This is a genomic window from Pseudoalteromonas sp. XMcav11-Q, assembly GCF_040104525.1.
Classification (GTDB): Bacteria; Pseudomonadota; Gammaproteobacteria; order Enterobacterales; family Alteromonadaceae; genus Pseudoalteromonas.
In genome coordinates, this window is record NZ_JBECOX010000013.1 from 127,783 (window position 1) to 140,273 (window position 12,491).

Here is a 12,491-nt window from a genome sequence, read left to right on the forward strand (position 1 = left end):
GCTATTTTTCCAGCTTTTTGCAGCTAACTTTACTGAGCACGACATAAGTATCCTTTTTCGGATAGTAGAGTACACACTGGGTGTCACGAAGCTGCAAGATGAAACTCTCATAAGCGAGATTATGGGCACCTAAAATTGGACTGCCATTGCCATCTAGGCTTTGGCCATGCTCAAGCAGTAGTGTTGGACTACGTTGAAAAACGGTGCTTGCGAGCGTCGGTGGTACGCCGCCTTTGAGTTTTACTATAGCTTGCTTGAGTTGTGATAACACCTCGGGCGTAGAAGCCGAGAGTACAGCCTCATTAACCGAAGTTGATGCAGGCGCGCTATTGCATGCTTGCATCAATAAAGCCAAAGCGATGATTTTCACCGCTTTTAGCGGCGCCATTATTGCGGATCCTTAGGCTTCATTAAAATTGCATTTTCCCGCAGTGGATAGACTGGAAGCGTAACCGCATGCTCCTTATTTTGATACTGTGGCAGAGCAGTAGGCGCAAATTGCGCTACATTTGGGCAACGACCGGTATCTATATGTGTCAGTGCTGCGGCGAAAAGATCTTCCTCTTGACTGCCTAGCGGTGCAGAGAAGTCATCTGCGACAATACAGCCTGGCACTTGTGCGCTTAGGCCAATTTCACCACTGCTTGACGCTCCTGAAGGGGTAAAGCCATCGGCATAAGCATCAAAGCCCTTCGCATTTTCCGAACCAAACTGAATGGTATAGTAAACCGTGCCGCAGTTTTGCGCGGGCACAAAGCCATAGGGCTTACCTCGAGTGGTACCACCGATCAAAAAGACTTCAACATCAATGCCGCGCAGGCCATTAATTACATTTTCACTGGCAGAGGCCGTGCCTCGTGTCGAGAGGATATAAACTCTAGGTAAAGTTACGGTGGGTAAAGAGGTGGTTGTAAACTTGTTTTCAGCCCAGTTAATTGCTCTAGACTCAAAAGCGGTGCGCTCTTCTTCAGCAGTACGCTTGTCATTTAAGGTGCTATAAGTGAAGGTTTTGTTTAGGCTGCTGTTGCCCGCAACCATATAGCCTAGTTGCGCTGCCATAATGACGCGACCACCACCGTTGTAACGCATGTCGAGTACCAGGTCGTCTATTTGCCGTGTTTTAAATAGATTAAAGGCTTCAATTAATCCTTCTTGGGCTGTTGGAATAAATTGATTGAACTGCACATACCCAACCTGCTTGTCGCCATAGCTAATGACTTTAGCGTTTTGCACCGGTGAGGTTTCAATATCGACTGAAATCAGGGTGACGGATTTTTCGTTGCCTGATTTATCTTCAAATACAAAGTTATGAGGCTCGCTTTGCTCTGGTGACAGGCCTGCATTCAGCGCAGCGGTATTATCACTTGAAATAAAGTCGACGCCATCTATCGAGAGGATCTTATCTCCACGTACGATCCCTGCATTCGCGGCTGGTGAATTAGGCTCTACTGCGGCGACAGTAAAGTTACGTGGTGGTGATGTGGATATGGCCGCCCAACGAATGCCATAACCGGTTGCAACACCCGATTGCGCTTCTTTTTGGAAGCTTTCATAAGATTCGTAGAAATGAAATTGATCTTTGGCATTGCCCGACGCCGTCGTTTGGTTTGTCTTTAATTGCTCGAAGTAATCAATAACAGTATCGAATTGTGTTGGGTCGTTATCTAGTACTTCGTCGTACCAAAGGTAGGTTTCGTTGGTAAAAGAGCGGAGCCACATTTTTTCATGCATCGCCGTACCAACCTTATCGGGATAAGGTTGGTTGTTGTTATATTTGTCAGTACCCGTTCTTGGGGAGGCGCAATAGTTAATAAACTGACTGGACGCAGGAAATTGATTAAACGTCCAAGTTGGCGGCTCGGTTTGTCCCGTGTTATTACCAGGGTTATCGGTGCCTAATGAATCGCTGCCACCGCCACCACAAGCGGCTAATAACAAGCTCATTGCTGTTGATGCGAAAACTAGAGTAATACGTTGCATCGTATTCACGTTCCTGTTTTAGTTGTATGACTAAAAACTAGCACCGCTTGGGTTATCTCGCAATCACTGTTTCTGCCAAGCCGTGAATAATTTCCGCTGTTGTGGAGAGATTTTTAACCCGTAGGTTTTTTCCATGTAAAAGTACGCCTCAGCAATGCGTTTTCTAGCGTACTCTGGTGGTTCAATTCGGCGTAACTTAAAGTCAATCTTTACTGGACACGCGCCATAGTTTGCTTCAGTACTTGGTAACATGCCAAAACGAAAATTAGACCGATCCCCATTGATTTCACCAATCGCTGGAGCAAGGTTGTGAATATCTGCTTCCATCTTCCTGAATTGCTCACTGACTTTACGGCAGTGCTTTCTGCCGCCATCTTGCCAGCACTGCAACTGATGTCCAAATTCCCACGCGGGCACGATATGCTCCCACTCAATGCGCTGAGCACGGGCGTTTTCTTTGCCATTGCGAGTGTAAGGTAACCTCGGGGTATAACCACAACTTGCGGGATCAGGCACCAGCTTTTTGCCTTGCTTTTTGATATTACAATTACAATAAAGCGTGCGGGTATTGTCGGTAACTTGTTGTGATAAATGTTTCTTTGCTTTTGAGAAAGACGTGAACTCTTGAGCGTTAGCTGTTAATACAAATAAGCTAAGCGCTAAGATATAGCAATATCGTGACATAACCTCTCACCAAATGGTGGAATACAGGGAATGTCACTATATCAAAAAAATCATCAATACCAACAAGAGTGTACAGTAAGTCCCTTTATTTATTCAGTGCAGGGCGACGTTTTCGCCAAGGTGGAGATTGCAATAATAACAATATCCCTGTTAGACAAAAGAGTACACTCGTAGCGGCGAAGGAAATGAGCAAGGGGTTATTAAAATCCTCTCGTTCGTCGTAATCCATAATGTGTAGCATCCAAAAAAAATCAAAGATGCGCCACAACGTGCTACGCACCGTCACAACTTCACCGCTAGTTGCACTTAGATACAGCGTGGTGGAGAGGATATCGTTATATTCGACTCGCCAAACATCTTCCTTGTAACCTGCTTCTCTGGGGGCTGTGGCAAGTCGTTCAATATGGCTCACATCCGCTGCAATTAATAGGTGTTGCTTGGCCTGTTGTATTATTTGCTGTTGATTTGGAGTGGTAAAAGGTGCGCCTGTTATTCCGTTGAAAATGAGCTTTTCATCTTGGTTTAGCTTGATGATGGGAGTATCGAGAAAATGGCCGAACTGGATTTGGCGCACTTGCACCGTGCTTTGTACTAACTGATTGAGATCAGCTTGGTACGCGGCGGTGGGAAAGGGGTTGTCTAAGCTTCTATGCGCTAAGTGTTTACCATGGATCTTTGCCAATGGGATCGCGCTCATGACCAGCCCGCCTAATAGCCAAGCAAAGATCTGTAAAAACAATAAATAGCCAAGGTACTTGTGGAGTTTACGTGCGGGTTTTAGCAGTTTTTTAATCATCACAATATGTTATTCTAGTTGCTCGTGAGTATGATAACTATAATGCACGGTGCTTAGAATGTGACAAATTGTCGCATTGTCCAATAAGTAATGTCCTTATCACACTGATAAATAAGTCATTACTAGATTTAGCTTTACAAGGTAGCTTTTAATACATGTCTGAAATTCAATTTTTAAATGTCGATTTGGAACTGGAGTCAAAGCAGGATATCAGTGCGCTAGTTTCGGATTTAAAGAAAAATGCTATCGTGCTGCATTACGATCAAGATGACTATCGTCAATTGGCTCGCATCGAAGCAAATACCAATGAATTAACCCCTGATAAAGCGATTAACCAACTGTGTGAGTTAATTGAGTCTTGCTCTAAAGCGGCACTTAAGCAATGGCTAGGTTGTACCAAGCGAACTTTTGACATTGGCTTTAACTCAGGCAAGTCGCCAAAGTGCTTTTCGCAAGCACTACAGGCAGATACGTTGCTTAGGATCTCTGCAATAGGTGCCGGTATAGAAATTACTATCTACCCAGTAGAAGAATAAAAACTCTAAAAGCTAGATTAAATTGTTTTATATGTTAACTATGTTAACGTGTTGATAATTTACTTTTGTTGTTTTATCTTGTTTATTCCATAACACGGATTATTTCTAGGAACGCAAGATGAAACAACATGTAACCCTCTCTACACTAATGATAGCCATGCTCGGCGGAATGTCTTTCGCAAGTTCTGCGGCAGACAAGGTTAATCTTAATACCTACAGTTCACTTAAGCAGCTTGATAAATTTAACGCTGCACCAGTTCAAGTTGCTGATATAAAAAAGCAAATTGCGAAAAAATTAGCGCTATCACTTAATCACTTAGGTCCCCAAGTTCAAACTCAACTTAGCCAGTATCAGGATGCAGTTTCACTGGAGCAGCTACAAGTTCAGGGGTCAACTAAGCAGCTCATGACAGAAGCGAGCCAGTACACTCGCTCATTAAAAGGCCTGACTGACTATAGCTCTAATCTATACCAGCTGCGTATTGCTTCTAGCGAAATGCTAACAAAGTGGCAACAAGGTGAAGCGCCATTAATTGCTTTTGCGCCTAAAGGTGATGATAAGCACTGGCAATATGTAGAGGCTTTTGATGAGCACGGTCAATTGCATTTACTTGACGCACATACAATGCCAGAGCGACCTGTGCTAATCGTTGAACTTGATAGTGATAAGGTAAAACAAGAAGGCATTCAGGTAATGAAGCAAGTGTTTGCCAAGCAAGGCTTGGCAATGCCACCAACAGCTGTGCAGAGCAACGATGATGCTGAGCCGATTTCAACCAGTGTATTGAAGAAAATCAGACTAAATGACGATGAAGAGCCTTGGGTATCTGGGGCTGCGGAAGTTTACGGCATTGTAACAGGCGTCAACCCATCCCGAGATGAGCCTGTTCTAGATATTGTGGATATGCCATATTTGGACCACGATGGTACGGACTATACGCCTAACCAAATTATCATTCATTGGGAGCGATATCGTTGGCAAGCGGCAGATTTATTGCTGATGGAGCAAGACGACAATACTAACTATCAAGACTTAGCAACAACACTTTTGGATATTGTGACGCAAGTGATGCGCGCTATTCCTGATCCTAATGTTCAAGGCTATGCGATTATCCCGCAACTGACGAATCAATTGATCAAAGCGATGCCAAGCCATTGGTTTACTAACGATGATGACTATGTTGATGTGTTTTACACCTTGTTTGAAGGACAAACTTACAACGGGCATATGGGCGCAAGTGGTAATGCGAAAGTGACGATTGAGCCACTTACAATTAACCCTCGCTAAATATTAGCCAAATATGTTATTGAAAAAAGGCCAGTTACTGGCCTTTTTTATTTATAGTTACCAAATTGCTTCGACAAACTCTGGATGGTCTACAAATGGATTTCGGTTACCCTGAAATTCATAAGCCGCTTGGTTGCGCGCTTGCTCTAGGGCATCGACAGGATCTTCGTTATGCCATCTTTTTAGCATGTTGACGACCCAAGTTTCGAATACCTGGTGTTGTGTGCCATTGAGTACTGCATTGCTGTAGCTGGTATTATTTTGCCAGTTTGCAATCACATCTTGATAACGTGTTGCCATATAAAAGTAGACACGAGCAAAATCGCCTTTGAAATTGTCAATTGGCTCAAATACAGTGCCACTGTAATTAATACCAGATGCTGAACCTAGACGACTCCCGTTACTAGAGGTATAAGAAGCGCTTCCTACTTCACCAAATGGATAGTTACTGCGCTTTGAATTTACATAGCCATCAGAAGCAAAAATATGATGGATATCCGAATTCATCGGTTCTACTTGACCGCCAAACCAAGATTTGGGGAAGGAGTGTTCTCGGTTATAGCAATCGCCTTCGCTGCTGTAACTGCCGCACTGGGATCCTGTAGAAACATAGCTAACACTATCATTTGCCGTTGGCTTCTCAGAGTAGCGATCTAAGATGCTGTTATCTTTTTCAAAATGGCGATCGCGCTCGTTCTGATCGATAAAGCCCCAAATAGCAGAATAACCTTGTGATTGGTGGTTACGAATAATCTGGTGTAACTCTGTTTTCAGTGCATAACCGCTCAGTCCAGTAGTAGAGGCATAGTAACCATCGCCTGAAGGAGGAGGCGTGGTTGTGCCAAGCGTAAAGGTATGATCTTGACGATTGCTGAACTGGCCGCCGGAAGCGAGCGTTGTACCCGCGTGCGTTAAGGTATACTGGCCATTACCATTGGTGCAACAAATTCCGTCGCCATAGCTGTCTAAAATCGTAAAGGTATAACTACCGCCGTTAAGGCATAAGTTTTCATTTACTGATTGATTATTGCTATAGCCACTACCACTAGCAACGGTTGTGTTTGCTGTATTAGTGATTTGCCAGCTTGTTTCGCTACCATAATTATCGGTCATCAAAGCGAGAGTGACACTATTATTTTGACAGCTCTGAGGCGGCTCTGGTGTGGTAGAAGTTGGACCAAAGCCGTCAACGTAGACAGTTTCATTACCGTCAAAACCACTGCCATCGTAAAAACGTAAACCAACATTAATCGCAGTGGTTGCAGTTGCAGTGTAGGTATAGCTAAGTTGTTGCCACTGCCCGACATTGAACTGATCTGAATAGCCATGATAGCCGTCCACCACTAATCGTGCTTTGACACCACCTTCCGTGTGATAGACCCAAGTGCTAAATTGATAGCTTTTACCTGCTTCAACGTTTACTTGCTGTTGTAAGTCTGTGCTACTTTGCGTTGCTGTGGTTACCTGCACCGCTGCGGCAAGATTACCGTCTTTTATTGGTGTCGTAACCGAGCTAAGTGTGATGCCCGAGTCTATCGTCGTCCATCCACTAGGGACTTGACCGCTCCAGCTCTCGAAACTGCCATTTGTAACTTCTGCAGCAGCGCTTAAGCTGAGTATTGAGCAATAAGAACTGAGTATTAGGTTTATATATTTCCCGTGTTTCATTTTTAGTCTCATTATTATGATTATCTGTATTATTGATTTGTCTGTGTATGACAGTTTGATTTTGCATCAAAACTGTTACGGCAATGTTAAACTTTTTAACGGTTAAATATCGAACTTCTTTTAATCTGTTTTCTTTGGACTTTTCAATCTTCAATAACTAAAAGGAATATAAAAGCAGATTCTATTCTTTTTGATCTCTCAATTTGCCACGTATGCTTCACGCTAATAAAAGTAGGCTACGCTGCGTGCGAGCCAGTTATGCAATGAGCAAGCAAACCTTTTGGGTACGGGGATCCATGATGTTGTTAAGTCAACTTAATGCTGCAGCAAGTCCGCTGACACATGAACAACTGCAAAAACTACAAGGCTTAGTTGGAGAGTTAAATCCAATCCAACAGGCATGGGTAAGTGGCTATTTAGCTGCAACCGCAAATTCAGCTGCATTATCAGGTATTGCTGGACAAGCAACAGCGGGCGCTGACGAGTCTGCACCTCTGACTATTTTATTTGGTTCACAAACTGGTAACGCAAAAGGGGTTGCAAACCAAATTAAAGCTCAGGCGGAAGCGCGTGGCTTGACGACTAAGTTGGTCAATATGGCTGACTACAAACCTGCCAACCTGAAGAAAGAGAAGTTCTTAGTGATTGCTGTCTCTACTTACGGTGAGGGTGAGCCACCAGAAGATGCAGAAGCATTGCATGAATTCTTAGCTGGTAAGAAGGCGCCTAAACTGGAAGGTGTAAAGCAAGCTGTGATTGGCCTTGGTGATTCAAGTTATGAATTCTTCTGCCAAACGGCAAAGGATTTTGAAGCGCGCTTGGCTGCCCTTGGTGCTGAAATTGTTGTGCCGCGAGCTGACTTAGATGTGGATTATGAAGCTGAAGCCGAGGCGTGGATCGCACAGGCGCTAGATGCATTAGAGCCTGCGCTTAAAGCTCAGCAGCAAGCAGGTGGTGGTAACGTTATCAGCATGCCGTTTGGCGTTCCTCAGGCAGCAGTAAGTCAATATACAAAGCAAAACCCATTTGCGGCTGAGCTGAGTGTGGTACAAAAGATCACTGGCAGAAACTCAAGCAAAGATGTGCGTCACATTGAAATTTCCCTTGAAGGTTCCGATATCACTTATCAGCCGGGTGATTCACTTGGCGTGTATTTCTTAAATGACCCACAAGAAGTGGCGGCGGTGATCGATGCCTTAAAACTCGACAAAGCACAAACCGTAAAAATAGGTGAACTCACCGTTTCATTAGAAACGGCGTTAATTGAACATCTTGAGCTAACACAGTCGTATCCTGGCTTTGTTGAAAAGTATGCGATTGCGACTGGGAATGAGGAGCTAAGCGCACTTGCAAACGATAAAGCGGCATTGCGTGCTTATATTGAAGAACGCCAAATCTTTGATGTGATAAAGCAAAACCCTGCCAACATTGAGGCGCAAGCGCTAGTTGATTGCTGTCGAAAATTACAAGCGCGCCTGTACTCTATCGCGTCAAGCCAAGCTGAGGTGGAAGAAGAGGTGCATTTAACCGTAGGTTTAGTTGAATTTGATACCTTTGGTGAAAAGCATTTTGGCGGCTGCTCAGGTTATTTAGCGAATCGTGCTGAAGAAGGCACGAAAGTGAAAGTATTCAGTGAGCACAACGATAACTTTAGATTACCTGTCGACAATGCCACACCTGTGATCATGGTTGGCCCAGGTACAGGTATTGCACCGTTCAGAGCCTTCTTGCAAGAACGTGAGGCGCGTGACGCTGAGGGTGAAAACTGGCTGTTCTTTGGTAATCCACACTTTACGGAAGATTTCCTTTATCAAGTAGAAATTCAAAAGTATGTAAAGTCGGGTTTATTAACACATGTAGATTTGGCATTTAGCCGTGATCAGGCAGAAAAGATTTACGTGCAAGATAGACTGCGCGAGAAGGGCGAAGCTGTATTTGCATGGCTTGAAAAGGGCGCTCATTTTTATGTCTGTGGTGACGCTAGCAGAATGGCCAAAGATGTACACCAAGCACTTATCGACATCATTAAAACCCATGGAGGGAAAGATGATGAACAAGCTGAGCAATATCTTAAAGCATTGCGTAGCGCAAACCGTTATCAGAAAGACGTTTACTAACGCGTCTTGTTATACCGTCAGCCAATTTTAATGTAGGAAAGACAATGAGCAACTCTGAAATCAAACCGAATAGTAAGCTCGATGTAAACGCAAAGTTTTCTGATAATGAGCGTTTGAAGTCACAAAGTGCCCACTTACGTGGCACAATTTCAACGGATCTGACCGATCAACTAACCGGCGGCTTTACTGCGGATAACTTCCAATTGATCCGTTTCCACGGTATGTATCAGCAAGACGACCGCGATATCCGCCCAGAGCGCACTAAGCAACGGCTTGAGCCACTGCATAACGTGATGCTTCGTGCTCGTATGCCTGGTGGTATCATTAAACCACATCAGTGGTTGGCGATTGACGAGTTTGCAGCGGATAAAACCATGTATGGCAGCATTCGTCTGACAACACGTCAAACTTTCCAGTTCCACGGTGTACTGAAGCCAAACATCAAAGGGATGCATCAGCTGCTGAATAGCGTAGGTATCGATTCTATTGCGACGGCGGGGGATGTAAACCGCAACGTGTTATGTACAACTAACCCGGTCGAGTCTGAGTTACACCAAGAAGCGTACGAGTGGGCGGCTAAAATTTCAGAGCACTTGCTGCCAAAAACTAAAGCTTACGCTGAGATCTGGCTGAACGGTGAAAAAACCGAGACAACGGCAGAGCCGATTTTGGGTGATACGTATTTACCACGTAAGTTCAAAACTACTGTGACTATCCCTCCGAACAATGAAGTCGATGTGCATGCCAATGACCTCAACTTTGTTGCTATTGCAGATGAGGGCAAGCTAGTTGGCTTTAATGTGCTAGTGGGTGGTGGTTTGGCGATGACCCATGGTGACGTTAATACCTATCCACGTAAAGCAGATGAGCTTGGCTTTATTCCGCTTGAGCATACACTTGCCGTTGCTGAGCATGTGGTTTCTGTGCAACGTGACTGGGGTAACCGAGTAAACCGTAAAAATGCAAAAACCAAATATACGCTAGATACATTTGGTACTGAGGTGTTTAAAGCGGAAGTTGAAAACCGTGCCGGTATGACGTTTGAGCCAAGCCGTCCTTATGAATTCACTCACCGTGGCGACCGCTTTGGTTGGGTTGAAGGTATTGATGGTAAGCATCACTTAACAGTGTTTATCGAAAATGGCCGTATTTTAGATTTCCCAGATAAACTACTTAAAACAGGTTGTCGCAAAATTGCAGAAATCCACAAAGGGGATTTCCGCATGACTGCAAACCAAAACTTAATTATTGCTGGAGTTGCAGCTGAGGATAAAGCGCAAATCGAACAAATTGCCCGCGAGCATGGTTTGATAGATAGCGAGCATTCAGAGCAGCGTAAAAACTCGATGGCGTGTGTATCGCTACCGACGTGTCCACTTGCGATGGCAGAGGCGGAGCGTTATTTACCTGAGCTTGTGACAAAGGTAGAAGGGTTGCTCGCCAAGCATGAGGTTGCTGAAGAGAATATTATCCTTCGTGTGGTTGGCTGCCCTAACGGCTGTGGTCGAGCGATGCTAGCCGAGGTTGGATTCGTGGGTAAAGGACCTGGTAAATACAATATGTATTTAGGTGGTAATCGTGCTGGTACTCGCATTCCTAAGCTGTACTTGGAGAATGTTGGCGAAGACGTCTTCCTGCCAGCGCTAGATGAGTTGATTGGTCAGTGGGTCAGTGAGCGCAACGAAGATGAATGTTTTGGTGACTATGTCATCCGCAAAGAAATCGTTGCGGAAGTCAAAGTGTCAAAAACTGATTTCCACGCTTGATTTAGAACGGGCAGCTAGGCTGCCCATTGGATGAGAAAATGAGTGATTTTAAGCAAATATTGACTCTGGACAGTGCAACTCAGCGGATGCTACTCGCGGATGCTAATGCCCTACTGAGTGATAAAACTGCCGAGCAGAGAGTGGCTTGGGCACTGGAAAACTTACCGGATACTCACTTTTTGTCTTCTAGTTTCGGTATTCAAGCTGCGGTTATGTTACATCTTTTGACTCAGCAGCAGCCTGATATCCCCGTGGTACTTACCGATACGGGCTATTTGTTTCCTGAGACGTATCAATTTATTGAATCACTGTCAGAGCGTTTGGCACTCAATCTTAAGATATACCGTGCTAAGCAGAGTCCTGCTTGGCAAGAGGCGGTGTATGGTAAGTTATGGGAGCAAGGCGAAGAAGGGATTAAAAAATACAATACCCTAAACAAAGTTGAGCCGATGACTCAAGCGTTACGGGAACTTGGCGCAGGCACTTGGTTCAGTGGCTTACGTCGTCAGCAGTCTTCAACGCGTGCGGATAAGCCAATCGTTGAGCTCAGTCGCGGCACGGTCAAGTTTTACCCTATTATTGACTGGCATAATCGTGATGTGTATCAATATCTTACAAAGTTTGATTTGCCTTATCACCCGCTCTGGGAACAAGGTTATGTTTCTATGGGGGATGTTCACACCACCCGTAAGCTTGAACCCGGAATGACTGAGGAAGAAACACGTTTCTTCGGTCTGAATCGTGAGTGTGGGTTGCATATTGATGGTGATGGTATTTAGATCCGTAATATTCATTTAGTAGATTTGAGTGTGGCTGGCTTTTTGACTTGGAAATTCCCAGCGATCGGTCATACTTAGTCTATTATTCGTTCAAGGTCTTGGAGGTGGCTTTGATCTACTTTCCAAAGACGATATTATTGCTATTTAGTTGTACTCTATCTTTTGTCGGACATGCCAAGACTGCGGAAGAAAGTAAAACGTTTGTCAACTTTGCAGTACAGTATTATCCTCCGTTCATTATCGAACATGCCCAAGAACGGGGGGTGCTCATTGATATTTTTGAGCTGTTTGCAGCACAATATCATTACCAACCAAACTACCCTGTTTATCCCGAAAAACGTTCGACTGTAGAAATCGAACGAGGAAATGTCGATGTGCGGATGGAGTCAGAGCATTGGTATCGTGGCACTATGCAAATGTGTTGGAGTGCGCCAATTTACACAATTGAAGACGTATTTGTTACACACAAGCAGGCTGAGCAATTTGATGTAAATGGCTTAAACGAGCATTTATTTTTAGGTCGATTTGGTTATACCTATCCTCAGCTAGAGCCGTATTTTGATAGTAATATGCTGCAGCGCAAAGACTATTACTCAGAATTTGATATTTTGTCCGTGCTTGCGGGCGGAAGTGACAAAAGTCTCGCTTTTTCTATTGTTGGCGAACCAACACTGCGTTGGCTACAGCTGAAATATCCAGTATTAAAAAGTACTATCAGCGTGCGCGGCGTTTCGGATGTCGCGCCGTTGCAATTGCAGTTTGGCCGCACTCAAAGAGCGAAAAAATTGTGTGATGACTTTAATCACTTTTATGCTGACTTTAAAAAAACGGAGCAATTTAAGCAGATACTGTTAAAGTATGGGCTCTAAGGAAAGTC

11 protein-coding genes are annotated in these 12,491 nt (G+C 44.3%); 6 read left to right on the forward strand and 5 right to left on the reverse strand.

Annotated features, from left to right (window positions below; all coding sequences use genetic code 11):
- Window position 1: 1 nt before the first annotated feature.
- The 4 genes from ABMY45_RS19035 to ABMY45_RS19050 all read right to left on the reverse strand — a co-directional run bounded on the left by ABMY45_RS19035 (window position 2) and on the right by ABMY45_RS19050 (window position 3,460).
- Window positions 2-388 (reverse strand): hypothetical protein, encoded by a 387-nt coding sequence (locus ABMY45_RS19035; protein ID WP_010607789.1) that lies wholly within the window; start codon window positions 386-388, stop codon window positions 2-4.
- Window positions 388-1,980 (reverse strand): S41 family peptidase, encoded by a 1,593-nt coding sequence (locus ABMY45_RS19040; RefSeq protein ID WP_349289345.1) that lies wholly within the window; start codon window positions 1,978-1,980, stop codon window positions 388-390. The genes ABMY45_RS19035 and ABMY45_RS19040 overlap by 1 nt, the downstream gene beginning before the upstream one ends.
- A 63-nt stretch (window positions 1,981-2,043) precedes the next feature.
- Complete coding sequence (locus ABMY45_RS19045) at window positions 2,044-2,664, reverse strand: endonuclease (RefSeq protein ID WP_227387585.1); 621 nt, start codon at window positions 2,662-2,664, stop codon at window positions 2,044-2,046.
- A gap of 85 nt (window positions 2,665-2,749) precedes the next feature.
- Window positions 2,750-3,460, reverse strand: a complete 711-nt coding sequence (locus ABMY45_RS19050; protein WP_227387656.1) for a hypothetical protein — start codon at window positions 3,458-3,460, stop codon at window positions 2,750-2,752.
- A 155-nt stretch (window positions 3,461-3,615) separates the two neighbouring features.
- Here ABMY45_RS19050 and ABMY45_RS19055 point away from each other — a divergent pair, with 155 nt between their 5' ends.
- Window positions 3,616-3,996, forward strand: coding sequence for a hypothetical protein (locus ABMY45_RS19055; RefSeq protein ID WP_010376275.1), 381 nt, complete (start codon window positions 3,616-3,618; stop codon window positions 3,994-3,996).
- 118 nt (window positions 3,997-4,114) lie between these two features.
- The gene (locus tag ABMY45_RS19060) at window positions 4,115-5,284 is read left to right on the forward strand and encodes a DUF3103 family protein (protein WP_095729038.1); all 1,170 of its coding nucleotides are present in this window, start codon (window positions 4,115-4,117) and stop codon (window positions 5,282-5,284) included.
- Between the two features lie 57 nt (window positions 5,285-5,341).
- Here the strand turns inward: ABMY45_RS19060 and ABMY45_RS19065 are convergent, their stop codons facing one another.
- A complete protein-coding gene (locus ABMY45_RS19065; protein ID WP_349289346.1) occupies window positions 5,342-6,952 on the reverse strand; it encodes an endonuclease in 1,611 nt (536 codons plus the stop codon).
- A gap of 299 nt (window positions 6,953-7,251) precedes the next feature.
- Between ABMY45_RS19065 and ABMY45_RS19070 the strand changes: the two genes are divergently transcribed.
- The 4 genes from ABMY45_RS19070 to ABMY45_RS19085 all read left to right on the forward strand — a co-directional run bounded on the left by ABMY45_RS19070 (window position 7,252) and on the right by ABMY45_RS19085 (window position 12,483).
- Window positions 7,252-9,069, forward strand: a complete 1,818-nt coding sequence (locus tag ABMY45_RS19070; RefSeq protein WP_174170934.1) for an assimilatory sulfite reductase (NADPH) flavoprotein subunit — start codon at window positions 7,252-7,254, stop codon at window positions 9,067-9,069.
- A 44-nt stretch (window positions 9,070-9,113) separates the two neighbouring features.
- Window positions 9,114-10,835 (forward strand): assimilatory sulfite reductase (NADPH) hemoprotein subunit, encoded by a 1,722-nt coding sequence (gene cysI / locus ABMY45_RS19075; RefSeq protein WP_349289347.1) that lies wholly within the window; start codon window positions 9,114-9,116, stop codon window positions 10,833-10,835.
- A 38-nt stretch (window positions 10,836-10,873) separates the two neighbouring features.
- Window positions 10,874-11,614 carry a phosphoadenylyl-sulfate reductase gene (locus ABMY45_RS19080; protein WP_010607797.1) on the forward strand — a complete coding sequence of 247 codons (741 nt, stop codon included), beginning with the start codon at window positions 10,874-10,876 and terminating at the stop codon, window positions 11,612-11,614.
- 104 nt (window positions 11,615-11,718) lie between these two features.
- Entirely contained in the window at window positions 11,719-12,483 is a 765-nt protein-coding gene (locus ABMY45_RS19085; protein WP_102055933.1) for an amino acid ABC transporter substrate-binding protein, read from the forward strand.
- Window positions 12,484-12,491 lie beyond the last annotated feature (8 nt).